Genomic DNA, 25727 nt, shown 5'->3' on the forward strand with positions numbered 1-25727 from the left:
GCGTCCTCAGTCACCTGCGAGGGATTCCTGGCTGGCGGCACAGTTGTTCGGCCCGAGTTCCAGGGTAAACGCCTCGTCGTCGTCGACGGCGTTCTGCCCGAGGTTCGTCGCGATGATGTCCTCGTAGTTGGCCGGCCGCGGCGGCATGTCCGAGAGGATGAGGTCGACGAACGCGTCCTCGTCCATCGTGAGCGCGTCCATCTCCGCCACGAGGTCTCCGATGGGTGCCGTGTAGGTGCCGTCGCCGGCGGGTGCGGCGGCGTCGCTGAAGTGCGCGCCGCCGACGAGCGTGTCGTCGGGCAGCGTCAGCACGCGCTCCTGCAGGGACTCGTAGAGCAGCCGCGCGGCATCCGGCGCGCCGTCGTCGCCCTCTTCGAGATCGGGGCGCGCGACACTCTCGACGAACAGCCCGTCGCCGGTCGCGAGCAGGCTGCCGTCGACGAGGTACGAGGTCATCCCGGTCGTGTGGCCGGGGGTGTACACGGCTTCGATGGTGGCGTCGCCGACCTGGAAGGTGTCGCCGTCCGCGGCCGTGCTCAGCTCGTCGGCGTAGGTGACGCCGCGGTCGACGGCGGCCGCCGGAATCACGCCTTCGACGCCCTCCGCGTCGAGGTCCCGAACTCCGGAGATGTGGTCGGCGTGGATGTGCGTATCGAACGCGTACTGCAGGTCCACGCCGAGAGCGTCGGCGTCGGCGAGGTACCGGTCGGTGAACGAGCGCAGCGGGTCGATGACTGCGGCCTCGCCGTCGTCGTACAGCAGGTAGCCGAGACAGCCCGAGGAGGGCCGCTGGTACTGCAGGAGCGTGCCCGCGCCGTCGTAGCGCTCGACCTCGACGGCTTCGTAGATGCTCGCCCAGCCGTTCATACCGTCCTCGAGGTGGTCGACGTCGTGGCCGCGTTCCGCGAGCGTCCCCGCGACGTACTCGCTGGCGCCGCCCTTCGCGCACAGGACGGTCACCTCGCGGTCCGCCGGGACTTGCTCGAGAACGTCCTCGTCGATGTCGTCATCGAGGAACTCGAAATACGGGACGTTTATCGACGTGACGTCGTCTCCATCGATACGCCATTCCTCGTAGTCCGATTGCATGCGTGCGTCGAGGAGCGTGACGTCCTCGCCAGCGTCAATACGGTCCTTCAACGTTTCCGGGTCGACGGATTCAACGTCGGCGTCCGGTGTCGGGAAGTCGTCGGCGTTCATGTTGTGCAGTCGCTTCTAACGGGTGGGCGTACAAAAGCATTTGGATAGTATTCCACAATACAAGCAATACTACTGTTCGCTCGACCCTCCAAAAACGCTCCTGAAACAACATAAAATACCTCTGAACCGTTTTTGACGGAGATTGGGGCGTGGGCAGAAGTTTATAGTATTTACAAGAACCGACAATGTTTTACTTGGGTAGTGGGTATTGTGCGGTAGCTCCAATACAGACTCGGAGCAGATAACCAATGAACGCTGAATTCGACATTACCGAGACGCTCGACGTGAAAGGTGCATCGTGTCCCATGCCGGTCGTGAAGACCAAGACGGCCATCGACTCCCTCGCCGAGGGTGAGGTCCTCGAAGTGCTTGCCACGGACCCGGGCAGCATGAGCGACATCGACGGTTGGGCGTCCGGCACCGAGGGGGTCGAACTCCTCGAGCAGGCGGAGGGCGACGACGTGTACAAGCACTACGTCCGCAAGACGGAGTAACGATGAGCACGGACACATCCGACGCGTCCGCCGACGACGTGCCGTCGCGGGCGGAGCTGGCCGCGCGCGTCGACGAACTGGAGGACGCACTCGCCGAGGCCACTGACGAGGACGACACGAAGAAGATGAGCATCATCGCGACGAAGGGCACGCTCGACATGGCGTACCCGCCGCTCATCCTCGCCAGCACCGCGGCTGCGTTCGGGTACGAAGTGACGGTCTTCCACACGTTCTGGGGGCTGGACATCCTCCACGAGGAGCGCTCGAAGGACCTCAAGCTCAGTTCCGTCGGCAACCCGAACATGCCGGTGCCCAACGCCGTCGCCGCGCTCCCGGGCATGGACCGCGTGACGACGAAGATGATGGAGAAGAAGATAGCGGACAACGATACCGCGACAATCGAGGAACTCATCGAGACGAGCCTCGACATGGGCGTGGAGTTCCAGGCCTGCCAGATGACCATCGACCTCCTGGACTACGAGGAGGACGACTTCTACGACGGTGTTACGACGGGCGTCGGCGCTGCGACGGCGCTCCAGGACATGGCCGACGCCGACATCCAGCTGCTCGTCTGAGAACCGTCTGGGTGCGGAGAACTCCTGTCGACCCGACTTCCTGGTTGCGAGCGCCGCCTTTCTCCCGTGTGGATGCCCGTTGATTGCCGTGCGTTCGCAGAAGGTTCCACCCGGCCGAGTCACCGCGGCCCCGCCGATTTCAGGCGTACGCTTCGATTACGGAGCGAAGCCGTGCCTCGTCTTGCATCCCGACGAGCCGTTCGACCGGCTCCCCGTCGGCGAACAGGAGCAGGGTCGGGACCCCACGGACGCCGTACGCGGCGGCGAGTTGCTGGTTCGCGTCGACGTCGACTTTCGCCACCGTCGCAGCGGTCTCGGCAGCGACCGTCTCGACGACGGGGTCGAGCATCTGGCAGGGGCCACACCAGTCGGCATAGAAGTCCACCAGGACGACGTCGTGTTCGGCGGCTATCTCGGACAGCTCAGCCCCGCTCCCGACCGCAATCGGTTCGGATACGCTCGGTTCCGCTCTGCCGGCCGTCCTCGCTTCGTCCCGGTTCCGGAGTTCGTTCAGTTTCTCTCGCCGAATTTCGTCTAGTTCGTCGGTCATTGGTCTGTATACGCGCCGGGCCGACTTATTTATTTTGCACCAAACGCACAATACTATTCGGTGCTGCGAGTCCATAGCCGAATTTCGGAGTCCGACAGACGAAGCCTCGGACTCTGACGCCCACTCACGCCGCGACCACGACAGGCACACAGTCGCTCCTGGGTGGGTGTCTACCGTCGAGAGTGGTTCCCAGTACGCCCACGTAGACTCGCTGTTGCCGTCTCCAGCCGACAACTTCGAATCCAGGAAAGCGAGTGACCGGCCGACGGCGGCCCCTCCTCCGCGCTAGTACTGTCGACCAGCGCCGTCCAGTCGGGAAGCGGCTTGACGACGACACCGTTCGTCCGGCGTCGAATCCGAAGGGTCTTTGTCCTGTAGGCACAATACAGCACACGAATGGCGCTCCCAATCGACCCGACCCAGATAGACCCGGAAGACATCGGCCAACAGCAGACGACGCTCGAAATGAGCCACGAGGACGCAATCGAACACGTCCGGGACGTGTTCACCGACGCCGGATTCGGCGTTCCCGTGGAGTTTTCCCCCTCCGAGATGCTCAACGAGAAAGTCGACGCGGGGCGGGACCCCTACTACGTGCTGGGGGCGTGCAACCCCGGCGTCGCCGACCGCGCCCTCGACGCGACGGACAACAAACTCGGCGCGCTGATGCCGTGCAACGTCGTCGTCTGGGAGGAAGAGCCCGGACTCCAGCGCGTCTATCACGTCTCCATCATGCGCATCGCCCGCCTCGTCGGGATGGCACCCGACGACGAGGAGATGGCGGACATCGTCGCCGACACCGGCGAACTCGTCGACGAGGCGTTCCGGAACCTCTAAGATGGGGTATCACACCTTCGACGCCGGCCGGGCCGACAAACTGGAGGACGCACAGCAGCGGTACCGGTTCCTCTCGGCTGAGGAGCTCCGGTGGGCGCTGTCGGTCGACGGGGACGCGACGGTCGCGGACCTCGGGAGCGGCACCGGGTTCTACACCGACGACGTCGCGCCGGCCGTCGACCACGTCTACGCCGTCGACATCCAGGAGGCGATGCACGACTACTACCGGGAGAAAGGCGCTCCCGACAACGTCGACCTCGTGACGAGTTCGGTCGACGACCTCCCACTCGATACCGGGAGCCTCGACGCGGCGTTCTCGACGATGACCTACCACGAGTTCGCCAGCGACCGGGCGCTGCGGGAAGTCGCGCGCGTGCTCAAGCCACAGGGCACGCTCGCCATCGCCGACTGGGCGGCCTCCGGAAGCGGTAGCGACGGCCCGCCCGTCGACGAGCGGTTCTCCAGCGACGAGGCTACTGCTGCGCTCTCCCAGCACGGGTTCACGGTCGAGTTCGAGGCGGTGCGACCCGAGACGTTCTTGATCGTTGCGACTGCCGAGTGAGGCTGTCGCCGGCCACGCCAGTTTTCGACAGCTGTTCGGACCTTTCGTCAACAGTGTGTATATCCCTCCAAGATAGGGCTACAATCCTCTCTACAAGTCCTTTCTATATCGGAAGAACAGACAGATACGGGCAAAATAGGGGTATAGAAACATATATGGCGAGTTCTCTACGTAAAATTCGAGAAACAATTATCAAATGGCTGAATAGGAACATAGATACCTTCTCTGCTACTTCTTCTGCTCCAGGTTCCGTCGGTACGCTCTGTCAGGCCCGCTCTGGGCGACAGTCGGTGTCCTGTCGGACCGCGATGGCCGCGGCTACACCTCGCTGATGACGACCTCTTGAATGCCGTCGCGGAGAGTCGTCCGTTCGAGCTCCCGGAGTTCCTCGGCGCTCGCGTCGACTGACGCGACGTGGTTCCCCGCGAGTTCGCCGGCCTGACTCTTGAAACACGTCGGCCCGCAGGGGAGCAGTATCTCCGCGTCGTTTCGAAACCCCGGGTAGAGTAACAGGTCCCCACGCGACGGGTACGTCGTGTGGTTCTCCCGGGGGAGGTCCGGCAGGTCGACCTCGTCGATGTTTATCCACGTGGCGATGCCGCTCCAGCGGACGTGCATCAGCTCCGAACGCAGCGGCAACATCTCCCTGAGGGCCGCGGCGGTTTCGGGGGCCTGCTGTTCGTGTAGCTCTGCTGTGAACGTCGTCTCGTCGGTCTGAATCTCTATCATTCGTACGTGTGGTGGTGTTCGGTGTTCGATGCAAGCAGTGCGAGACTCTCCGCGAGGACCTGTGTCGCCACGGCGCAGTCCGACCAGTCGGCCCACTCCTTGGGCGAGTGCGAATGCCCGCCCGTAGACGGGGCGAACAGCAAGGCCGCGTCGGTCACGTTGGCGACCTGCATGGTGTCGTGGCCCGCGCCGGAGTGGAGCGTCAGCGTCTCGACCCCGTGACGGGAAGCCGCCGTCTCTACGGTGTCCCGGACGCGCTCGGAGAGCCGCGTCGGGGGGATTTCGTACGGGATGTCGAGCGACGTTTCGACGCCGTGTTCGCGCTCCAGCCCGTCGAGGGAGTCCTCGACGGCCCGGACCTGGCGGTCGATTTCCAACTGGTCGACCGACCGGAGGTCGAGCCGCATCGACACGTTCCCGGGCACGACGTTGACCGCGTTCGGCTTCGGGGTGAGGTGGCCGACCGTCCCGACCGCTGTTCCCGTCCCCGCGGTGGCGAGTTCGCTCGCCGTCGCCTCCACGTCGAGGACGAGTTCGCTCGCCGCGACCAGCGCGTCCCGGCGTGCGTCCATCCCCGTCGTCCCGGAGTGGTCGGCCCGCCCGTCGATGCTGACGTGCCCCCGCGTCGTGCCGGTGATGTCGGTCACAACGCCGAGGGGGACGCCGGCCGCGTCGAGGTGCCCGCCCTGTTCGATGTGGAGTTCGACCCAGGCGTGCCACTCGCTCGCGTCGAGGCGGCCGGTCCCGCGGAAGCTCGCCTCTTCCAGGGCCGTACCGAGCGAGACGCGGCCGTCGGAGAGGGTCAGGGCGTCCTCGACCGATAGCTCCCCGGCGGCGACCGAGGAGCCGAGGACGCCGTCGGCGAACCGCGTCCCCTCCTCGCCGGTGAACGAGACGACTTCCAGCGGTCGCTCGACGGCGACGTCGCTGTCTCGAACGGCCCGGACCGCTTCGAGCGCGGCGTAGACGCCCAGGACGCCGTCGAAGATGCCGCCTCGCGGGACCGAGTCGAGGTGGCTCCCCGCCGCGACCGGCGGGGCGTCCGGGTCACACCCCGGCGGCGTCCATCGGCCGGCGATGTTGCCGACGGCGTCGACCCGGACGTCGAGCCCGACCGCTTCCATCCGGTCGACGAGGTACTCCCTCGCCCGAACGTTGGCGTCGTCCGCCGGGAGCGCGGTCCGGCCCACCCCGGTGTCGGCGTCGACGCTGCCGAACTCACCGGTCCGCTCGATGTCAGCCCGGAGCGATTCGGCGTCGATGGCAATCGGTGTGTCCACTACGCCATCCCTCCCTGCGGGTCCCACGTCGGTACGTCGCGGGCGCGGAACTCCCCGCGCGGGTCCCCGACGACGCCGGTCCCGTCGGCGATGCGGTGGCCCCGGAGGTAGGTTTCGAGGACCTTCCCGGTCACCTCTCGGCCCTCGTATATCGAGTAATCCGCGATGGAAGCGTTGTCCGCCGCCGAAATCTCGTAGGTCTCCGTCGGGTCGAACACGACGAAGTCGGCGTCGGCCCCCACGGCGAGTCGCCCCTTCCGCGGGAGGCCGAACGTCTCGGCGGGGTTCCTGCAGAGGACCCGGACGAGGAACGAGTAGGGGAGCCCACGCCGGTTGATTGCCTCGTCGTGAAACACCGGGAGCGCCGTCTGGAGGCTGTTGACGCCGAACGGGCAGTCCCACCAGTTCTCGACGGCCTTCTCGGCCCGCGTCGACGCGACGTGGTCCGTCGACACGATGTCGAGCGCGCCGCTCCGGAGCGACTCGAACATCGCCTCGACGTCGTCGTCGGTCCGGAGCGGGGGCGACTGGAGCGCGAGCGTCCCCTGTTGCTCGTACGCGTTTTCGGTCAGCGTCGTGAAATGTGGACACGTCTCGCCGCGAACGCGGGTCCCGTCCTCGCGTGCCGCCGCGAGTTCGTCCACGGCGGCCCGTGAGGTGGTGTGGATGCCGTAGTACTTGCAGTCGGTCTCGGTCGCCAGCGAGACGGCGTCGGACAGCGCCATCGCCTCCGCGTAGTCGGGGCGCGCGCCGGGGTAATCGGTCGGATGGCCACGGCCGGCGCGACGGCGCTGTTCGGTCAACGCCTGACACACGGAGTCGTCTTCGGTATGCAGGACCGCGACCGCGTCGAGGTCCGCGAGGCGCTCGAAGGCGAGCCGGAGGAACCCGTTCGAGACGCCCACGTCGTAGACCGTGAAGAACTTGAACGACGGGACGCCCGCCTCCACGACCGCCTCGAACTCGTCGAAGACGGAGGGGTCCTCGGCGGTCACCGTCGCGTGCAGGCCGTAGTCGACGTACGCCTCCGACGCGCTCTCGCGCTGTCGGTCGATGGCGTCCATGAGCGACCCGCTGTCGGCCCACACCGACCCGGTCGCGTCGCGCTCGCGCTCGCCGGTCCAGGTCTGCCACGCGAAGTTGATGACGGTGGTGACGCCGCCGCGGGCCGCCGCCGCCGTCCCGGTCTCGTAGGTGTCGATGGAGTTGAAGCCGTTTATGTGGACGTGCGGGTCGACGACGCCCGGCAGGACCAGCTTCCCCGATACGTCAAGCGTGTGGTCCGCGTCGGGCAGGTGACGTTCGTCACCGACGGCGACGATAGTCCCGTCCTCGACGGCGAACCCCGCGTCGAGGGTACCCTGGGCCGTGGCGAGCGTCCCACCGACGACGCGGAGGTCAGCTGCCATCGGAGCCACCCCCGACGGGAGCCTGTTCACGGAGCCGGTCGAACCCGTCCGCGCCGTCTTCGTAAGCGATACACCGCACGTCTCGGTCGTCTACGTCGTACTGGTCTGGATGTCTCATTGCACAGTCCTCGGTCGCGTGTGGACAGCGCGGGTGGAGCCGACACCCCGACGGCAGGTCGCGCGCGCCGGGCACTTCGCCGTCCAGCGACTCGCTGTCCGGTTTGAGCGCCTCCTCTCGCTGGGACGTGACGGGAATCGACGACAGGAGCGACCGCGTGTAGGGGTGTCGGGGGTTCTCGAAGAGCCGGTCGGTCGGCCCCTGCTCCTGTATCTCACCGAGGTACATGACGGCCGTCTCGTCGGCGAAGTTCCGCACGAGCGAGAGGTCGTGCGTGATAAAGAGGTACGTGAGGTCGAACTCCGCCTGGATGTCCTCGAGCAGGGAGATAATCTTGGCCTGGACGCTCACGTCGAGCGCGCTGGTCGGTTCATCGAGCAACAGCAGGGACGGTTCGACGGCCAGCGCGCGGGCGATGTTGACGCGCTGTTTCTGCCCGCCGCTCAGTTCGTGCGGGTACTTGTACAGGTACTCGTCGTTGAGTCCGACCCGCTCCAGCATCTGTCTGACCCGCTCCTCGCGCTCCGAGCGCGGGACGCCGGTCGCTTTCAGCGGGACCAGGAGCGACTTCCTGATGGTCCGGCGCGGGTTCAGACAGGACGTCGGGTCCTGGAAGACCAGCTGTATCTCCGACCGCATCTCGGCCAGTTGCTTCCGAATCGGGTTGGTGATGTCCTGGCCGTTGAACCGGATGAGCCCCGCGGTCGTCTCGTGGATGTCGATGATGGTCTTTGCGACCGTCGACTTCCCGCTCCCGGACTCCCCGATGAGGGCGAGCGTCTCCCCCTCGTCGATGGAGAAGGAGACGCCGTCGACTGCCTTCGCCGGCGGCTCGGACGAGAACAGCCCCTCCGCCGGGAAGTGTTTTTTCAGGTCCTTGACTTCGAGGACGGGGCCGCTCATCGCCGTCCCTCCGCCGGCGTCCGCTCCGGCTCGGAGAGCCGCCGTTTCGTCTCTTCGAGCGTCGGTACCGGGCCGGCGTCCCCCTCCGCGTGACGGACGCAGGCGGCCCTGGACTCGTCGCCGAACGAGACCGCCGGGGGTTCGCTGGACCGACAGCTCTCGTCGGCGTACGGACAGCGCGGGTGGAACCGACACCCCAGCGGCGGGTCCGTGTACTCCGGGACCGATCCGCCGATGCCGCCGGCCATCGAGTCGCCGGACAATCGGGGGATAGACGCTATCAGGCCCTGCGTGTACGGGTGCCGCGGGGCGTCGAATATCTCCGCCGTCGGCGCGGTCTCGGCGATGCGGCCGCCGTACATGATGTAGACGCGGTCGCTCAGCTGTCGGGCGACTCCGAGGTTGTGCGTAATCATCAGGATGCTCATGTCCCGCTCGGCGATGAGGTCCTCCAGCAGCGAGAGGATTTCGTCGTGGACGGTCACGTCCAGCGCGGACCCCGGTTCGTCGGCGATGAGCAGGTCCGGCTCGTTGAGGAGCGCCTGCGCGATTATCGCCCGCTGTCGCATCCCGCCGGAGAGCTCCGACGGGTAGCTGTCCATCACCGATTCCGGGTCGGGCATCCGGACCTCTTCGAGGAGGTCCAGCACCCGCTCGCGAGCGGCCGACCGGTCCGGCGACGAGAAGCGTCGCCGGAGGTACCCGAGGACGCCGGTGTCCCCGTGGCCGCCGAACTGTGCCGTGTCGGTGAGCTGCTCCCCGATAGTGAACACGGGGTTCAGGCTCGACAGCGGGTTCTGGAATATCACGCTGATTCGGTCACCGTTCAGCGCCCGACGCTCGTCGTCCGGGAGGGTACGGAGGTCCTGGCCGTCGAACTCGACGGTCCCGGAGACGCGTGCCGGCGGCTCCTCGAGCAGTCCGGTGATGGCCTTGGTCGTCACGGATTTGCCACAGCCGGTCTCGCCGGCGATGGTGACGACCTCGCCGTGGTCGACCGTCAGGTCGACGCCGTCGACGACGGCGGCGTACCCGTCGAACCCCTCGAAGCCGACCGAGAGGTCCCGGACCGAGAGCAGGGGCGCGTCGCCGCTCATTGCTCTACCTCCACGTCGAAGAGGTCCCGCAGCCCGTCCCCGAGCATGTTGAACCCCATCACGAGGACGAAGATGGCGAGCCCCGGGAAGATGCTTATCCACCACTCGGCGGGCAGGTACTCGGTGCCGTTGGCGACCATCGTCCCGAGCCCCGGTCTGGGGGGCTGGACGCCGAGGCCGATGAACGACAGCGACGCGCCGGTCAGCACCACGATGCCGGCGTCCAGCGTCGCCTTGACCAACAGCGGCGAGAGGCAGTTCGGCAGCAGCTCCCGGAAGAGGATGTGCGTCGTGCTCGCCCCCGCAAGCTCCGCCGCCTGTACGTATTCCTCGTCGGACAGGCTCGCGGCCAGGCCGCGGGCCAGCCGCGCGTACCACGTCCACCACAGCGACGCGATGGCGAACATCGCGATTTCGAGGGTCGGCTCGAAGGCCGACGCGATGGCGAGCGCCAGCACGAGCGGCGGGAGCGCGAGGAACGTGTCCGTGACGCGCATGATGATAGTGTCGACCCAGCCGCCGGCGTAGCCGGCGACCAGCCCCAGCATCACGCCGACCGGGACGCCGAGTCCGAGCACCACCGCGACCAGCAGCAGGGCGATGCGGTAGCCGAAGATGACGCGGGTGAGGATGTCCCGCCCCGCGCTGTCGGTCCCGAAGGGGTGGTCGAGGGTCGGCGATTGATACGCGTTCGCGAAGTCCGTGAACGACCCCACCTGTTCCGGGTACGGGGCGACGTAAGGCGCGAACACGGCCACGAGCGCGATGGCGACCACTATCACGAGGCCGACGACGCTCATCGGCTGGTTCGCGAACCGGCGGTACGAGCGGTACCACAGCTCGCGGCGTGCCGGCGAGACGATACCGTCGAGTCTGGACGTGTCGATGGAGGGGGTCTCGATGCTCATGCGCTGTCACCTGCCAGGCCGATACGCGGGTCGATGACGCTCGTCAGCAGGTCGACGGCGAAGTTCACCAGGACGAAGACGACGCCGACCAGCATCGTGACGCCGACGACGGCGTTGACGTCCGAGGTCAGGACGGACTGGACGCCGTACTTGGCGAGGCCGGGCCAAGAGTAGACGATTTCGATGATGAACGCACCGCTGAGAAGCCACGCGTACTGGAGCCCGAGGATGGTCAGCGTCGGGACGAACGCGTTCTTCAGGGTGTACTTGTCGGTGACCAGCCACGTCGGCAGACCGTAGCCGCGCATCGCCTCGATGTAGTCCTGGCCCTCGATGTCTATCATGCTCGACCGCGTGATGCGGATGACCTGCCCCATCCCGCTGAACGACAGGGCGAGCGCCGGCAGCAGGATGTGCATCCACGCGTCGGCGTGTGCCGCAAGCGACCCCGACAGGAGCGTGTCGACGAGCATGAACCCCGTCGTCCGGACCACCTCGCCGCTGTAGGCCGAGGAGAGCCGCCCCGTGATAGGGAACCAGTTGAGGAAGTACCCGAACACGAGCTGGAAGACGATGCCGACGAAGAAGCTCGGGACGCTCACCGTCGAGAAGGCGAAGAACCGGGTCACGTTGTCGAGTACCCCGCCGTGGTGTTTCGCAGCGACGATGCCCAGCGGGATGCCGAACACAACCATGAACGTGAACGCGAGCGTGATGAGTTCGAGCGTCGCCGGGAACTTCGTCACCAGGTCGTACGCGACGGCGTTTTTCGTCTGGAGGCTCTGACCCAGGTCGCCGACGAAGAGCCGGCGCATGTACTCGACGTACTGGACCGGGAGCGGCTGGTCGAGGCCCATCTCCGCGGCGAGTTCCGCCACCTGCTCTTCGCTTGCCATCGCTCCGAGCGCCATCCGAGCCGGGTTCCCCGGTAGGACCCGCGAGATGACGAAGATGAGGACCGACAGCCCCAGCAGGCTGACGGCCATCCCAGAGAGTCGACGCAGTAGCTGTCCTATGCGCGCCATTACACTTGGTGGAGGTCACGGAACGTGTACTCGAAGCCCTGTGCCGGCCGGAGCGTGAGCCCCTCGACGTCGTTCTGGAAGCCGATGGTCTTCACCGTGTGGTACAGGTGCATGTCGCAGTACAGGTCCGCGAGCGTGCTCTGCAGTTGGTTGTATATCTCGACGCGGGCCTGTCGGTCGGGGGTCTGTCGCGCCTCGTCGATGAGACCGTCCACCTCGGCGTTGTCGAGGTGTTCCATGCTCATCCAGGTGTTTGCCGCCTCGGAGTGGAACTGGTTGTAGAACATCGAGTCCGGGGACGGGTAGGTCGGGACGTAGAACACCTGACTGGTGTGTGGCGTGTCCTCGACCGTAGTCGCCATCTCCGTGATGGTCCCCCAGGTCTGGGGGTTCAACTCCACGTTGATGCCGATGTCCGCCATGTTGTCCTTGAACAACAGGCCGATGCGTTCCTGGAAGGAGTACGAGGAGGTGAACGTGTTCGTGATGGTGAGTTCCCCCTCGGAGTAGCCGGCGTCGGCGAGTATCTGCCGTGCTCGCTCGGGGTCGTAGGACGGCTGGGTCACGTCGCTGTTGTGGGCTCCCCACGTCGGCGGGAGCGGTCCCTGTGCCTTCTGCATGTCCGGGCGAATCTCGTTGACGACCTGTTCGTAGTCGAAGCCCCAGGCCATCGCTTCGCGGACTGCGGGGTCGTCGGTCGGCGGCTTCTGGGTGTTGATTTTGTTGTACAGCAGCCCGAACGTCGGTATCTTCTCGACCCGCGCGTTCTCCATCTGTTCGATGGCGCTGTAGGTCTGGGAGTTCTGGTACTGCCCGGTCATGTCCAGTTCCCCGTTTTTCATCAGCGTCTGTACCGTCGAGTTCTCGGTGATGATGCGGACCTCGACGGTGTCGAACGCGCCGTCGGGGAACTCCTTGAAGTAGTCGTCGTACTTGGCGAACGTTATCGAGTTGCCCCGGGAGAAATCAGCCAGCTGGTATGCGCCGGACCCGGCGTCGTTGTTGTTGATGTACGCCTGCCCGTAGTCGCCACGCTCGCCGTAGTCCCCGTCTTCGAGGTTCGCCATGATTGTGTCCCTGTCCACGACGAACACGAGGACCATGATGGGGAGAAACGGCGCGTACGACCGGTTGAGTTCGAACGAGACCGTCTGCTCGTCCTCGACCACGATGTTCTCCTTGTCGAGGACGCCGCTCAGCAGTGACGCGTACCCCTGGTTGAGGTCGAGGAACCGCTCGGTGGTGAACTTCACGTCCTCTGCGGTTACTGCGTTCCCGCTGTGGAAGGTCACGTCGTCACGCAGGGTGAACGTGTACGTCGTGCTGTCGTCAGACACCGACCAGTCCGACGCAAGGTTGGGCTGAATCTCTCCCTCGCTGTCGGGGAACACGAGCGGATCGTAGAGGTTCACGAGCGCCATCGCCTGCACGTAGTCGGTCCCCTTCGCGGGGTCTATCGTCCCGAGCCGCTGGGAGATGTTCGCCGTGAGCGTCGAGCCGCCGGCGCTGTCAGTCTGTGAACCGCTCTCTCCGGTCGACGCGCCGTCGGAACTCGACCCGGACCCACCCGAACAGCCGGCCAGCCCGGCGGCACCGGCCGACCCGAGCGCGGCGAGGAACTGCCGGCGCGACCCCGCCGAGGTGAAGTCGGACGCGGTTATCCTGCCGCGACCGGGCCCGCTCTCGTCGTCAGTCATTCGTGCGCTCCCGGAGACCGGAGACGGTGTTCGACACTGTACAGTAGTTGCTGACTCTTCTGGGCGTTTACTCTCATTTTCGCGTCGACAGAGTAGATTCGCCAGCTATTGAAAAGCTTTTCCCTACATACGTCATTATCGCCCCAAGACGATATAGGTCCGGGTAGACCTTAATCACGATGCGTAGGCCTTAAATTTCCGAGCGAAACGCGCCGATTCAAGATGTGCGAACGCCACGTCTCCCACAATCGGCACGCTTCCGTCCACTATTCGCCGGCAACAGTGCTGGAAACCACTGGTAGCGCTCAGAAATGAATATGTATGGGCTGTTTTCCGGACTATTGTTCAACATATGCGAACATATAAGTCGGTCTGGTGTGACGGTAGTAGTATGCCTCCGACCGGTGGTGACGACGGACCGCGGACGTTACAGACCGTCTCTATGTCCGCCCAGGTGCTGGCGACGCTCAAGGAGCTAGACGGAGCCGGCGTGACGGAACTCGCGACGGAGCTCGACCTTTCGAAGAGCACCGCTCACATCCACCTGACGACGCTGGTGGAGCACGGACTCGTCGTGAAGCGCGACGGAACGTACGAACTCGCGCTCAAGCTGTTCGCGTTCGGCGAGTACGTCCGGAGCCGGAACCAGCTGTACCGGCACGGGAAGCCGCAGGTCGACGAACTCGCCGACGAAACGGGGCAGTACGTCCACATCGTGACCGAGGAGAACGGGCGCGCTATCAACCTCTATCAGGTGAAAGGCGACACCAGCGTGAGCGGCGAGTACCAGACGACGAAGCCCCAGCAGCGGGACCACCTGCACTACACCGCCTCCGGGAAAGCGATTCTCGCCTCCCTGCCCGAGGATCGCGTCGAGGAAATCCTCGACCGCCACGGCTTGCCGGAGCGAACGGCGAAGACGGTAACCGACCCCGCGGCGCTGTTCGAGGAGCTATCGGCCATCCGCCAACGCGGGTACGCGTACAACGACGAGGAGGAGATAGAGGGGTTCCGTGCCATCGCGGCACCGGTCCAGACACCGGACGGCGACGTCCTGGGGTCGCTGAGCGTCTCGGGCCCCGCAAGCGTCCTGCAGGGGGACCGGTTCGAAGAGACCCTCCCGAAACAGGTCGTCAACTCGGCCAACGTCATCGAGGTCAACATCAACATGAGCAACCGGTCGTGAGCCCGACATCCCGTTCGAGCATCTTGAACGCCACGTCACACACCGAACTGGCCGGTCGCAGTGTACCACGGTGGGCCATCCCGGAGCGATGCGCCCGGCCTATAACAAATGTACGTTTGTTATATTCTGGCGTCGATAACAGTGTCTGACCGAGGTCCAGCACGCCACCGATTCTAGATCTAAATATTGCTAATGCGACCACAAAATACAACTTTTAACTCTATATTTTCCATATATGTGTTCAGATTCCGATTTTACAGTTTCTACCCCCTCCTATGCTATCATAGTTTTATTTCCGGTTCTTTAGTACTCAGTATCGCCAATTTTGCAGATAAATTCCGGGAAGAAGCCCTCAACTGGCGAACAGTCGCCGCTCGGCCCGTTCGTGCTCGGCTGCCAGTACGTCTACCAGGGGGGCAAACGGAGTCATCTCGTCTATCCCGCTGTCCGCACTCTCCTCGACTGCGGCTGTCATCACCGGCTGCAGGTCGTCCAGAATCCGCTGGGCGTCCGTGTGGCCAAGCGAGAGGAGCCGCTGGGCCGCGCCCAGCAGTCCGGTGACGAAGCCGTGACAGCACAGCAGGCAGGCCTCGCGGACGGAGACGCCGGCCAGTCCCGTCGCAACGCCGAGCACGACGGCGTAGTTCCCGGGGGCCTCGTCGGCGTCGACGCGCTCGGCGTAGCGGTCGAGCAGCGACTCCTCTCGTAGTTCCGTCTGGAGCGAGAGCAGTCGGTCGCCGGACTGCTGGGCGCTCTCGCGGAACTCCGCGGCCAGGGTCACGGCCGAGAGTCGCCGGTCGGCCCGACAGACCTCGTCGAGGTTTCCGTCGGTGGCGGCGGCGTGCGCTGCCCGCAGCGCGACGAGTTCGGCGGGACCGACCTGCCGGCGGAGGTACGTCGACAGGAGCGCTTCGAGGTCCGCCGCGTCCGCGACCCGGTCGTCCTGGATGAACTGTTCGAGGCCGTACGAGACCGTGTAGGTCCCGACCGGGAGAAACGAGTCCGCCAGCCGGAACGACTCGAGCGTCGCGGCGTCGGTCATCGCTCGCCTCCGTCGATAGTGCGGACCCCGTGGTCGTGGGCGTGGCCGCCGTGACTGTGGCCGCCGTGGCCCCCGTCGCCGTGGGAGTGGTCTCCCCCGTCGTCGTCGAACGTCGTCGGCGGCACGCGCTCGTACCGCGTCGGCACGTCCCCGGGAAGCAGGTCGGCGACCGCGGTTTCCATCCGCGATTTCGACTCTGTCACCGGGAACAGGGCCTCCTCGCCGCGGACCGCGAGGTTCCAGTGTCTGTTCCCGACCGCGTGGCCGAGTTCCAGCGCCGCGGTCGGCGACACGTCGCTGTCGGCGAAATCGAGCACCAGGGCCTCGACCGCGGCGAGTTCGACGACGACGAGGGTGCCGTCCTCGGCTTCCAGCACGTCGCCGTCCGCGAGGTCGCGGGCGACCACGATACCGAGGTCCCGGCCAGCCGTCGTCTCGGTGCGCACCCGCGAGCGCCGCCGCTCGGTGTCCGAGAGCACGACCGTCGCGTGGTCCGACGTGTCGACCGCCCCGGCGACGGCCTCGTCGTCGCGGTGACCGAGGTAGGTGTCCGCGACCAGCATCAGTACTTCCTCCCGGACGGCGCGGGCGCGTCCAGCAACTCCCGTCTAGCGTGGTCCCAGGCCGCGTGGAGCGTCGACTGCACGGTCTCGGCCCGGTCGCCGAGGGCGCGGACCGCGACGCCGGCACCGTTCGGGAGCGCCGTCGCACCGGTCCGGGCCTCGCCGTCGGCGACGACGGCGTGCAAGGCGTCGCTCAGTTCGTCCTCGTCGCGGTCGGGTGCGAGGACGAACGCCGTCCCGTAGACGGTGAACTCGCCGAGGACGCCGGGTGCCGTGGGGTCGCCGTCGGCCGGCGTCAGGTGCGTCGCGTCCTCGAACAGGAGGCCGTCCGGCCCGGTCGCCCGCACGCGGGAGAGGTACCGCTCGAACTCGAAGCGCTCGCCGCGGGCGAGACGGCCCGGCACGACCACGTCGGCGACCACGGCGGTCGCGCCGGGGGCCAACTCGACCGACAGTTCCTGCAGGTACCGCGAGTCGGCGTGGAGTATCGTCGGCTCGGGCACGTAGTCCAGGTGGGCGTCGGCACCGACGCTGAGAGTCGTCTCGGCGGCTGCGTAGTTACACGTCATCGTCTGGACCTTCGTCGAACTCTGAGTCGAGACGTGGGCGACGGCGTCCGCACCGACCTCGATGGTCACGTCGTGGCGGTCGCCCTGTGCGACGCCGCCGGTCGGCGACTGGACGAAGACGGTGTCGGCCTCGGGCAGCGGGTCGTGGCCCAGCGTCCCCGAGATGTGGAACGGGACCGTCGCGTAGTCGTGGACCAGGGTCGTCCCGTTGGCTGTCCGCTCGAAAGTCAGTTCGAGGACGCCGTCTTTCCCCGGCGACCCCACGGCGGCCTGCGGGACGGCCTCGGTCGCGTACCCCTCGAACGCCGGATGGGGCGCGTCGGCGGCCATCAGGCGAACAGCACCCCCTCTCGGACGTGTGTCAGCACCTCGTCGACGCCCGTCTCGTCCTTGCAGTTGGTGAAGACGACGGGGCCGTCCCGGACCTCGTCGGCGTCCCGCTCCATCACGTCGAGGTCGACGCCGACGTGGGGCGCGAGGTCGGTCTTGTTGACGACGAGCAGGTCACAGTCGACGACGCCCGGCCCGCGCTTGCGCGGGATGTCCTCGCCCTCGGCGACGGAGATGACGTACAGTGAGTAGTCGGCGAGTTCGGGGTTGAACGTCGCCGCGAGGTTGTCGCCGCCGCTCTCGACCAGCACGAGGTCCAGCTCCGGGTGCTCGGCGAGGAACGCGTCTATCTGCTGGAGGTTCATCGACGGGTCCTCGCGGATGCCCGTGTGCGGGCACGCGCCGGTCTCGACGCCGGCGACGAGGTCCTCGGGGACGACCCCGGCGAACCGTTCGCGGAGCACGTCGGCGTCCTCCTGAGTCAGAATGTCGTTGGCGATGACGCCCACGTCCAGGCCCTGCTCGCGCAGTTTCGGGACGAGCGCGGTCAGCAGCGAGGTCTTCCCGGAGCCGACCGGGCCGCCGATGCCGACGGTCGCCACGTCGCGGTGCGTGAGGCTCACTCGTCCGCCTCCGCCCCTCCACCGTCGGCCGCTGCATCCTCGCTCTCGCTGTCGGCGGTCCCGACGCTGTCGGACCGAATCGGGTCGTGGACCGTCACGAGCTTCGTCCCGTCGGGAAAGACCGGCTCGACCTGAATCATGTCTATCATCTCGGGGACGCCGTCCATCACGTCCTCGCGGCCGAGCAGTTTCGACGCGCCCGAACGGATTTCGGCCACCGACTGGCCGTCCCGGCCCCGTTCGATACACCAGTCGCTGATGTAGGCGACGGCTTCGGGGTGGTTCAGCGGGACGCCGCGCTCCTTGCGGCGTCGCGCGACCTCTGCTGCGGTGAAGACCGTGAGTCGCTCCTGTTCTTTGGCTGTGAGTTTCATAGCAGGTACCGCTGTGCGAGTGGCAGTTCGGAGGACGGTTCGCAGGTGACGTGTTCGCCGTCGACCCGGACCTCGAAGGTCTCCGGGTCGACCTCGATGTCGTCGGGGCAGTAGTCGTTGTACACCATGTCGTCCTTGCCGGGCGTGCGAGCGCCCTCTATCGGGACGACGCGGGAGTCGAGCCCGTACTCCTCGCCGACGCCGGCCTCGGCGGCCGCCGGGGAGACGAACGACAGCGAGAGGGCGTGCTTGGCCTTGCCGACCGCGCCGGCCCGTTCGCGCTGGATGATGGGCTCGCAGGTCATCAGCGAGCCGTTTGCCTCGCCCATCTCGGAGTGGACCGGGAAGCCGCCCTTGAACGTCATCGCCGGCTTGACGCCGAAGAACGCGGGGTCCCAGAGGCAGATGTCGGCCAGTTTCCCGGGTTCGAGCGTCCCGACGTACTCGTCGATGCCCGCGGAGATGGCGGGGTTGATGGTGTACTTCGAGATGTACCGTTTGATGCGGTGGTTGTCCGCGCCGGTCCCCTCGTCCTCCGGGAGCGGGCCGCGCTGGGACTTCATCTTCGAGGCGGTCTGCCACGTCCGCGGGATGACTTCGGCCATCCGCCCCATCGCCTGCGAGTCGGAGGTCATCATCGAGATGGCCCCCATGTCGTGGAGCACGTCCTCGGCGGCGATGGTCTCCGCGCGGACGCGGGATTCGGCGAAGGCCACGTCCTCGGGCACGTCGGGGTTGAGGTGGTGACACACCATCACCATGTCCAGGTGCTCGTCGAACGTGTTGTCGGTGTAGGGCATCGAGGGGTTCGTCGACGACGGGAGCATGTTCGGCTCGCCGACCATCTCCATGATGTCCGGGGCGTGGCCGCCGCCCGCGCCCTCGATGTGGAACAGGTGCATGGTCCGGCCGTCGACGGCACCGAAGGTGTTCTCCAGGAACCCCGCCTCGTTCAGCGTGTCCGTGTGCATGCAGACCTGCACGTCCTCGTCCTCGGCGACCTCCAGGCAGGTATCGATGGTCTCGGGCGTCGACCCCCAGTCCTCGTGGAGTTTCAGCCCGCAGGCCCCGGCCGCGACCTGCTCGCGGAGCGGGCCCGGCTCCGAGGCGTTCCCCTTCCCGTAGAAACCGACGTTGACCGGCCAGGCCTCGGCGGCCTGCAGGAAGCGCTTGATGTTCTCCGGGCCGGTCGTGGTCGTCGTCGCGCCGCCCCCGTACCCGCCGCCGAGCATCGTCGTGATACCGCCCGACAGCGCGTGTTCGTGGAGCTGTGCGGAGTTGAAGTGGATGTGGATGTCCAGGCCCCCGGCGGTCGCAATTTTCCCCTCGGCCGGGTACACGTCCGTCGACGGGCCGACGACCATGTCGACGCCGTCCATCGTGTCGGGGTTGCCGGCCTTCCCGATGCCGGCGATTTCGCCGTTGCGAATGCCGATGTCGGCGGCGACGATGCCCAGCACGGGGTCGATAACCGTCGCGTTCGTCAGCACCCAGTCGAGCGCGCCCTCCGCCTGCGTGACGCCGGGTGCCATGCCCAGTCCGTCACGCAGGGTCTTGCCGCCGCCGAACACCGCTTCGTCGCCGTGGGTCCGCAGGTCCTCCTCGACCTCGGCGAACAGTTCCGTGTCGCCCAGTCGGACTTTGTCGCCCGCCGTCGGCCCGTACAGTTCGGCGTAGTTCTCGCGGTCGATGTCGCGTGTCACTCCGCTCCCTCCTCGTCGCCGTCGGCCCCGGTGTCTCGGAAGCCGGCCGACCGCATGCGCTCGACCGCGTCGCTCGTGTCGCCGTCGACGCTCCCGTTCACGAGGCCGTTCATCCCGTGTGCACGGCGCTTCCCGCCGATTTCGACGAGCTCGACGGTCTGCTCGTCACCGGGCTCGAACCGGACGGCCGTCCCGGCGGGGATGTTCAGCCGCATCCCCATGGCCGCCTCGCGGTCGAACTCCAGGGCCGCGTTGGCCTCGAAGAAGTGGAAGTGCGACCCGACCTGCGAGGGTCTGTCGCCGGTGTTCCCGACGGTCACCTCCGTCGTCTCGCGCCCCTCGTTCAGCGTCACGGTCCCCTCGCCCGGGACGACCTCGCCGGGCACGAGTCCGTCGCTCATCGTCCCACCGTCACGAGTATTTCTGACTGTTCGTCTATCATCTGCCCCTCTCTTTGAATACTCATACTAAAATGGTTGCTCTCTGCGCAAGTGACGCCTCTACATCCAGCGACGGATTAAATGCTAAAGTTTCGGAGGTAAATGAAGGGGCCCGGCTGCGGGATTGTCTGCCTTCGCGGGGGAAACGCGACCTACGTCCAGTCCGCCGTCGGTCACGGCGACTGACGGTGCTTCCGGCGCGGGCGAGCATATAGCGGGCGATTCGCGGGCTCAGTGACCGGTTTCCTCTGACAGTTTTCGGACACGTCAAAGTATCTGAAAGACGCCGTCCGTTTCGCCGTTTTGTCCCATTGACCGCCGGCACCGCGAAATTGCTGAAAAGTTCAAATTCCGGCGGAAATCCTAGTGGTTTCGATGCCTATTCGTCATATCCTTTGATGACCTTATACTCTCCAGACTGTATGGAGGACAATATAAGATGAGAGTGGTAAACCTTATTTACTACCTCCCGGACGGCAACACTGTGAGCGAAATCATGGACGAACGTTCGGATATCATGAGTAAAGAACGAGAGATGGCCAACGATGCTGGCGAAAACGGTGGCAACGCTGAACTAGAGCCGGTGGTGGTAGCATGACCCGGTCCTCCGTCAGCCGCCGACAGTTCCTCGGCGCGAGCGGGGCCGCGCTCGTCGCCGGCCTCGCCGGCTGTTCCGCCGGCGAAGGCGGGACCTCGACCGACACCGCGAGCAGCGCCGACACCCTCAAAATCGGCGTGCTGGAGGACCAGTCCGGCAACTTCGCCCTCGTCGGCGACCCCAAGGCCAAGGCGTCGATGCTCGCTATCGAGGAAATCAACGCCAACGGCGGTATCGACGGGATGCAGATAGAGACGTTCCAGCGCGACCCACAGTCTGACAATCAGCGCTACCAGGAGCTCACCCGGACAGCGATAAACGAGGAGAACGTCGACGCGCTGTGGGCCGGCTACTCCTCGGCGACCCGGGAGGCCATCCGCCCGATTATCGACCGCAACGAACAGCTGTACTTCTACACCACCCAGTACGAGGGCGGCGTCTGCGACGAGTTCACCTTCGCTGTCGGCCCGACCGCCCGCCAGCAACTCGGCATCGTCCTCCCGTACCTGGTCGAGGAGTTCGGCCCGGACATCTACACCATCGCGGCCGACTACAACTTCGGCCAGCTCTCCGCGGACTGGGTGAAGGTGCTGGCGAACGAGAACGACGCGAACGTCCTCGGCGAGGAATTCATCCCGCTGAGCGAGTCCTCCTTCGGGTCGACCATCAACCGGATTCAGGAGCAGGACCCCGACTTCGTCATGTCCATGCTCGTGGGCGCGAACCACACGTCGTTCTACGAGCAGAAGGCCTCGGCCGGCCTCGACGTCCCCATCGGCACCTCGACGGCGATGGCACAGGGGTACGAGCACCGCCGGCTTGACCCACCCGCGATGGCCAACATCTACGCGGGCGTCAACTACATGGAGGAAGTCCCGACCGACAGCAACACCCGCGACGGCGGCTTCGTCGACCGCTACTACGAGATGTACCCGGACGCGCCCTACCTCAACGAGGAGGCCGAGACCAACTACTTCTCGACGTACATGTACAAGCAGGCCGTCGAGCAGGCCGGGACCACCGAACAGCCGGAAGTCATCGACGCCCTAGAGTCGGGCATCGAACTCGGCACCGAGGAGGCACCCGAAGCGCCCGAAGGCGAGACGATACGTCTCGACGGCGCGACCCACCACGTCGACCACCACATGTGGATTATGCGCGCCGACGACGAGCACAACATCGAGGCCGTCGAGAACCGACAGATACCCGAGACGTTCCTCTCGGAGACGGTCGGCTGTAACCTCCCCGAGAACCCGGAGCAGACCCAGTACACCCCGGTCGACTACTACGAGGAGGCCGAGTAGGGATGGTAAACGGCATCAACCTCGCGTTACAGTTCCTCGATAGCTTTGCGTTCATCGTGCTCGCCGCGGCGGGGTTGGCCATCATCTTCGGCATCATGGGCGTCATCAATCTGGCACACGGGGAGTTCATCCTCATCGGGGCCTACACCGCGACGCTTTCGGTGACGCAACTGGGCCTCCCGCTCGTCGTGGCGATGGTCGTCGGCGGCCTGGTCACCGGCCTGTTCGGGATTCTGACCGAGCGGGTCATCATCTCCGGGGCGTGGCCCAACTGGGTCAGCCAGCGGACGCTGGGCCGGGACATCATCGAGCCGCTGTACGACCGGCTGGCCGACTCGATGGTCGCCACGTTCGGGCTCAGCCTGATACTGACCCAGGGCACCCGCATCGCCTACGGCAACTCCATCGACGGGCTCTCGACGCCCTTTGGCCCCATCGAGTACGGCGCGTTCTCGTACTCGACGTACCGAATCGTCCTCGCCGGCGTCAGCATCGGGCTGCTCCTCGCCACCTACTATCTGTTCACCCGGACCGACTTCGGGATGCGCGCCCGGGCGACGATACAGGACAAGGAGACGGCACAGGCGATGGGCGTCAACACCGAACGCATGTACATGCTGACGTTCGGCATCGGATCGGCACTGGCCGGGCTGACGGGCGCGCTGTTCGCGCCGGTCATCACGATGCGGCCGACGCTGGGCGACCAGTTCCTCGTCGAGTCGTTCGTCGCCGTCGTGGTCGGCGGCCCGAGCGTCGTCCTCGGGACTGCACTCTCGGGAGGCGTCCTCGGAGCGATTCTGGCCGTGTTCTCGAACCTCTACGGGACGTTCATCGGCCGCATCGCGCTGCTCGTGGCCGCGCTCGTCGCCCTCCGGTTCCTCCCCGACGGCATCACCGGGTTCATCGAACAGCTACAGAAGCGCAGACAGGAGAGCGAATAAATGTCCACAGATAGTGCAAACGGCGAGGCGAACAGGTCGCTCCCGGGTCGGCTCCGCAGTCGGTTCGAGGGGCCAAACACTATCGGGGAGTCGCGCGGGTTCTGGGTCGGCTTCCTCGTCGCCGTCGCGGCGCTCGCCGTCTACCCGCTGTTCGGCGACGGGTCCCAGCTGTCCCTGTTCATGGTGCTTGCCCTGCTCGGCCTCTCGCTGTCGGTCGTCTGGGGCTACTCGGGCGTGCTGAGCTTCGGCCAGGTCGTCTTCTTCGGCATCGGGGCCTACACCTTCGGGGTCGTCTCCATCAACTTCGCCACCCCGGGCGGCATCACCGGGGCCGTCGTCGCCGGCATCGTCGGCGGCGGCGTCAGCGCGGCGATACTGGGCTACTTCATGTTCTACGGCGGGGTGCGTGACGTCTACGTGACCATCATCACGCTCGTCTCGACCATCGTACTCCACACGTTCATGGCCCAGACCGCCGGCTCCGAGTGGGCCATCGGCGAGGCGGCGCTGGGCGGGTTCAACGGGATGCCGGACATCCCGCTCCTGACCCTCGGCGTCGGCGGCGCGTCCTACCAGTTCATCTACAACCCGTTCCCGATGCGGATAATCGGCATCGGCGCGGTCGAAATCAGCCCGTTCTACTACCTCGTGCTGGTGTTGTTGGTCGGCGCGTACCTCGGGCTGCGCGCCCTGGTCAACTCCGACTACGGCCGCGTGATGGTCGCCGTCCGCGAGGACGAAGACCGCACCGAGATGTTCGGCTACAACGTGACCCGCGTCAAACTCGTCGTGTTCACGCTCGGGGGCGCGCTGGCGGGCCTGTCCGGCGTCCTCTACGCCGCACGGAACGTCTACATCGACCCGACCGTGTTCTCGCTGCTGTTCGCGACGCTGCCGGTCATCTGGGTCAGTATCGGCGGCCGAAAGAGCTTGCTCGGGGCCATCGTCGCCACGCTCGCCGTCGAGTACCTCCGCATCTCGATGGCCGGGGAGCTGGCGCTGGTCCTGCTGGGGGCCCTGCTGCTCGTGACGATTCTGGTGCTCCCGGGCGGGTTCGTCCCGTGGGTCCACCAGCGAATCGTCAAGGCCCGGGTCGGCCCCGGCGACTCCAACGGGCCGGATGTCCCGGACGCACCTGAGGTGAGTGACTAATGAGTGATACCGAAACTGAGGCCGACGTCGAATCGCTCGGACCGAACGTCCGACAGACCGCCGCGGAACTGGCGACGGGTGACAGAACGGAGACGCTGCTACAGACCGACGGCCTCGTCAAGCAGTTCGGCGGGTTCACCGCCACCGACGACGTCGACTTCTCGGTCGCCGAGGGGGAACTGCGCTGTCTCATCGGCCCGAACGGGGCCGGCAAGTCGACGCTGTTGAACCTGATTACGGGGACCTACGACGTGACCGACGGGAGCATCTACTACAACGGCCACGACATCACCGACCTCGAACCACACGAGCGGGTGTCACGCGGCATCAGCATGAAGTTCCAGGTGCCGTCGGTGTACGGCGACCTGAGCGTCAGGGAGAACGTCAGGCTCCCCGTCCAGCAGTTCGCCGACGGGGAGGAGCGGCGGCGACTGGTCGCCAAGGCCATCGAGGACGCGGGCCTCACCGGCTACGAGGATGTCAAGGCCGGCCAGCTCTCGCACGGCCAGCAACAGCAACTCGAAATCGGGATGGCCGCCGCGCTCGAACCCGACCTCCTCCTCCTGGACGAGCCAGTCGCCGGCCTCGACGTGGCCGAACGCGAGGCCATCGCCGAGCGCATCACGCGGCTCAACGAGGAGCAGGGTATCGCCTTCGTCGTCATCGAGCACGACACCGACTTCGTCGCCAGCATCGCCGACGAGGTGACCGTGCTCCACAACGGCGAGGTGTTCCGCGAGGGCCCGATAGAGGACATCGAATCGGACCCCGATGTCAAGCGCATCTACCTGGGGGGTGAGTCGTGATGCTCGCCCTGGACGGTGTCACTGCGGCCTACGACACGACGCCGATACTCAGAGAGGTCGACCTCTCCGTCGAGGAGGGGGAAATCGTCGGCGTGATGGGGAAAAACGGCGTCGGCAAGACGACGCTCCTGAAGACGGTGATGGGGCTGTTAGCGCCCAGCGAGGGCACTATCACCTACGACGGCACCGACGTGACTCACGCGAGCGCCGACGAGCGCGCCCGGGCCGGCATCGGCTACATCCCGCAGGGCCGGGACGTGTTCCCGAAACTGACCGTCGAGCAGAACATCAGGATGGGCGAGACCATCCGGGCCGACAGCGACGAGACGCTGTACGACCAGATATACGACTACTTCCCGGTCCTCCAGGAGCGGGCGAGCCAGGAGGCCGGCACGCTCTCGGGCGGGCAACAGCAGATGCTCGCAATCGGGCGGGCGCTGGTCTCGAACCCCGACCTGCTCCTGCTCGACGAGCCCAGCGAGGGCATCCAGCCCTCCATCGTCGACCAGATAAGCCGGGACATGCAGGCGATAAACGACGACCTCGGGACGACGATTCTGTTCGTCGAGCAGAACCTCGGGGTCATCCGCGAGATGGCCGACCGCTGTTACGCGATGGAGCGTGGCACGGTCGTCGACGAACTCGGGCCGTCGACCATCGCCGACGAGGACGCCATCGCGGAGTACCTCGCGGTCTGACGGACCGCCCGGTT

At 66.0% G+C, this 25727-nt stretch carries 28 protein-coding genes; 11 read left to right on the plus strand and 17 right to left on the minus strand.

Going from position 1 to position 25727, the window contains the following annotated elements:
- Positions 1–6 precede the first annotated feature (6 nt).
- Complete coding sequence (locus tag VI123_RS13885; protein ID WP_336338659.1) at positions 7–1200, minus strand: MBL fold metallo-hydrolase; 1194 nt, start codon at positions 1198–1200, stop codon at positions 7–9.
- 248 nt (positions 1201–1448) lie between these two features.
- Here VI123_RS13885 and VI123_RS13890 point away from each other — a divergent pair, with 248 nt between their 5' ends.
- Both VI123_RS13890 and VI123_RS13895 read left to right on the plus strand, forming a co-directional pair.
- Complete coding sequence (locus VI123_RS13890; protein WP_336338660.1) at positions 1449–1694, plus strand: sulfurtransferase TusA family protein; 246 nt, start codon at positions 1449–1451, stop codon at positions 1692–1694.
- Positions 1695–1696: 2 nt separating this feature from the next.
- Positions 1697–2269, plus strand: coding sequence for a DsrE/DsrF/DrsH-like family protein (locus VI123_RS13895; protein WP_336338661.1), 573 nt, complete (start codon positions 1697–1699; stop codon positions 2267–2269).
- A gap of 139 nt (positions 2270–2408) precedes the next feature.
- Here VI123_RS13895 and trxA read toward each other — a convergent pair whose 3' ends face one another.
- Complete coding sequence (trxA, locus tag VI123_RS13900) at positions 2409–2819, minus strand: thioredoxin (protein ID WP_336338662.1); 411 nt, start codon at positions 2817–2819, stop codon at positions 2409–2411.
- A gap of 396 nt (positions 2820–3215) precedes the next feature.
- Here trxA and VI123_RS13905 point away from each other — a divergent pair, with 396 nt between their 5' ends.
- Complete coding sequence (locus VI123_RS13905; RefSeq protein WP_336338663.1) at positions 3216–3656, plus strand: DUF302 domain-containing protein; 441 nt, start codon at positions 3216–3218, stop codon at positions 3654–3656.
- Position 3657: 1 nt separating this feature from the next.
- The gene (locus VI123_RS13910; protein WP_336338664.1) at positions 3658–4218 is read left to right on the plus strand and encodes a class I SAM-dependent methyltransferase; all 561 of its coding nucleotides are present in this window, start codon (positions 3658–3660) and stop codon (positions 4216–4218) included.
- A gap of 318 nt (positions 4219–4536) precedes the next feature.
- Here the strand turns inward: VI123_RS13910 and VI123_RS13915 are convergent, their stop codons facing one another.
- Genes VI123_RS13915 through VI123_RS13950 form a run of 8 tightly spaced genes read right to left on the minus strand, consistent with a single transcriptional unit; the run spans position 4537 to position 13384 of the window.
- Entirely contained in the window at positions 4537–4947 is a 411-nt protein-coding gene (locus tag VI123_RS13915) for a DUF3830 family protein (RefSeq protein ID WP_336338665.1), read from the minus strand.
- A complete protein-coding gene (locus tag VI123_RS13920; protein ID WP_336338666.1) occupies positions 4944–6227 on the minus strand; it encodes a Zn-dependent hydrolase in 1284 nt (427 codons plus the stop codon). Before VI123_RS13920 ends, VI123_RS13915 begins: the two co-directional genes overlap by 4 nt.
- Positions 6227–7636: a dihydroorotase gene (locus VI123_RS13925; RefSeq protein ID WP_336338667.1), complete on the minus strand. Its 1410-nt coding sequence runs from the start codon at positions 7634–7636 to the stop codon at positions 6227–6229. The genes VI123_RS13920 and VI123_RS13925 overlap by 1 nt, the downstream gene beginning before the upstream one ends.
- The gene (locus VI123_RS13930) at positions 7626–8657 is read right to left on the minus strand and encodes an ABC transporter ATP-binding protein (protein WP_336338668.1); all 1032 of its coding nucleotides are present in this window, start codon (positions 8655–8657) and stop codon (positions 7626–7628) included. The genes VI123_RS13925 and VI123_RS13930 overlap by 11 nt, the downstream gene beginning before the upstream one ends.
- Positions 8654–9754: an ABC transporter ATP-binding protein gene (locus VI123_RS13935; RefSeq protein ID WP_336338669.1), complete on the minus strand. Its 1101-nt coding sequence runs from the start codon at positions 9752–9754 to the stop codon at positions 8654–8656. Before VI123_RS13935 ends, VI123_RS13930 begins: the two co-directional genes overlap by 4 nt.
- Positions 9751–10662: an ABC transporter permease gene (locus tag VI123_RS13940; protein ID WP_336338670.1), complete on the minus strand. Its 912-nt coding sequence runs from the start codon at positions 10660–10662 to the stop codon at positions 9751–9753. The genes VI123_RS13935 and VI123_RS13940 overlap by 4 nt, the downstream gene beginning before the upstream one ends.
- Positions 10659–11687 (minus strand): ABC transporter permease, encoded by a 1029-nt coding sequence (locus VI123_RS13945; protein WP_336338671.1) that lies wholly within the window; start codon positions 11685–11687, stop codon positions 10659–10661. The genes VI123_RS13940 and VI123_RS13945 overlap by 4 nt, the downstream gene beginning before the upstream one ends.
- Complete coding sequence (locus tag VI123_RS13950; RefSeq protein WP_336338672.1) at positions 11687–13384, minus strand: ABC transporter substrate-binding protein; 1698 nt, start codon at positions 13382–13384, stop codon at positions 11687–11689. Before VI123_RS13950 ends, VI123_RS13945 begins: the two co-directional genes overlap by 1 nt.
- Positions 13385–13775: 391 nt before the next feature.
- Between VI123_RS13950 and VI123_RS13955 the strand changes: the two genes are divergently transcribed.
- Complete coding sequence (locus VI123_RS13955) at positions 13776–14570, plus strand: IclR family transcriptional regulator (protein WP_336338673.1); 795 nt, start codon at positions 13776–13778, stop codon at positions 14568–14570.
- 352 nt (positions 14571–14922) lie between these two features.
- Here the strand turns inward: VI123_RS13955 and VI123_RS13960 are convergent, their stop codons facing one another.
- Genes VI123_RS13960 through VI123_RS13990 form a run of 7 tightly spaced genes read right to left on the minus strand, consistent with a single transcriptional unit; the run spans position 14923 to position 20175 of the window.
- The gene (locus VI123_RS13960; protein ID WP_336338674.1) at positions 14923–15612 is read right to left on the minus strand and encodes an urease accessory protein UreF; all 690 of its coding nucleotides are present in this window, start codon (positions 15610–15612) and stop codon (positions 14923–14925) included.
- On the minus strand, positions 15609–16175 hold the full coding sequence (locus tag VI123_RS13965) for an urease accessory protein UreE (protein WP_336338675.1): 567 nt from the start codon (positions 16173–16175) through the stop codon (positions 15609–15611). Before VI123_RS13965 ends, VI123_RS13960 begins: the two co-directional genes overlap by 4 nt.
- Complete coding sequence (locus VI123_RS13970; protein WP_336338676.1) at positions 16175–17074, minus strand: urease accessory protein UreD; 900 nt, start codon at positions 17072–17074, stop codon at positions 16175–16177. Before VI123_RS13970 ends, VI123_RS13965 begins: the two co-directional genes overlap by 1 nt.
- The gene (ureG, locus tag VI123_RS13975; RefSeq protein WP_336338677.1) at positions 17074–17697 is read right to left on the minus strand and encodes an urease accessory protein UreG; all 624 of its coding nucleotides are present in this window, start codon (positions 17695–17697) and stop codon (positions 17074–17076) included. The genes VI123_RS13970 and ureG overlap by 1 nt, the downstream gene beginning before the upstream one ends.
- Positions 17694–18071: an urease subunit gamma gene (locus tag VI123_RS13980; RefSeq protein WP_336338678.1), complete on the minus strand. Its 378-nt coding sequence runs from the start codon at positions 18069–18071 to the stop codon at positions 17694–17696. The genes ureG and VI123_RS13980 overlap by 4 nt, the downstream gene beginning before the upstream one ends.
- Complete coding sequence (gene ureC, locus VI123_RS13985) at positions 18068–19774, minus strand: urease subunit alpha (protein WP_336338679.1); 1707 nt, start codon at positions 19772–19774, stop codon at positions 18068–18070. Before ureC ends, VI123_RS13980 begins: the two co-directional genes overlap by 4 nt.
- The gene (locus VI123_RS13990; RefSeq protein ID WP_336338680.1) at positions 19771–20175 is read right to left on the minus strand and encodes an urease subunit beta; all 405 of its coding nucleotides are present in this window, start codon (positions 20173–20175) and stop codon (positions 19771–19773) included. Before VI123_RS13990 ends, ureC begins: the two co-directional genes overlap by 4 nt.
- A 478-nt stretch (positions 20176–20653) precedes the next feature.
- Here VI123_RS13990 and VI123_RS13995 point away from each other — a divergent pair, with 478 nt between their 5' ends.
- Genes VI123_RS13995 through VI123_RS14020 form a run of 6 tightly spaced genes read left to right on the plus strand, consistent with a single transcriptional unit; the run spans position 20654 to position 25713 of the window.
- Complete coding sequence (locus VI123_RS13995) at positions 20654–20812, plus strand: hypothetical protein (protein ID WP_336338681.1); 159 nt, start codon at positions 20654–20656, stop codon at positions 20810–20812.
- Positions 20809–22116 (plus strand): urea ABC transporter substrate-binding protein, encoded by a 1308-nt coding sequence (locus VI123_RS14000; RefSeq protein ID WP_336338682.1) that lies wholly within the window; start codon positions 20809–20811, stop codon positions 22114–22116. Before VI123_RS13995 ends, VI123_RS14000 begins: the two co-directional genes overlap by 4 nt.
- A gap of 2 nt (positions 22117–22118) precedes the next feature.
- Complete coding sequence (gene urtB, locus VI123_RS14005; protein ID WP_336338683.1) at positions 22119–23057, plus strand: urea ABC transporter, permease protein UrtB; 939 nt, start codon at positions 22119–22121, stop codon at positions 23055–23057.
- On the plus strand, positions 23058–24209 hold the full coding sequence (gene urtC, locus VI123_RS14010) for an urea ABC transporter, permease protein UrtC (RefSeq protein WP_336338684.1): 1152 nt from the start codon (positions 23058–23060) through the stop codon (positions 24207–24209). It begins immediately after the preceding gene.
- Positions 24209–25015, plus strand: a complete 807-nt coding sequence (locus VI123_RS14015; protein WP_336338685.1) for an ABC transporter ATP-binding protein — start codon at positions 24209–24211, stop codon at positions 25013–25015. The genes urtC and VI123_RS14015 overlap by 1 nt, the downstream gene beginning before the upstream one ends.
- Positions 25015–25713, plus strand: coding sequence for an ABC transporter ATP-binding protein (locus tag VI123_RS14020; RefSeq protein WP_336338686.1), 699 nt, complete (start codon positions 25015–25017; stop codon positions 25711–25713). The genes VI123_RS14015 and VI123_RS14020 overlap by 1 nt, the downstream gene beginning before the upstream one ends.
- Positions 25714–25727 lie beyond the last annotated feature (14 nt).

Origin of the sequence: Haloarcula sp. DT43 (assembly GCF_037078405.1) — an archaeon.
GTDB classification, from domain to species: domain Archaea; phylum Halobacteriota; class Halobacteria; order Halobacteriales; family Haloarculaceae; genus Haloarcula; species Haloarcula brevis.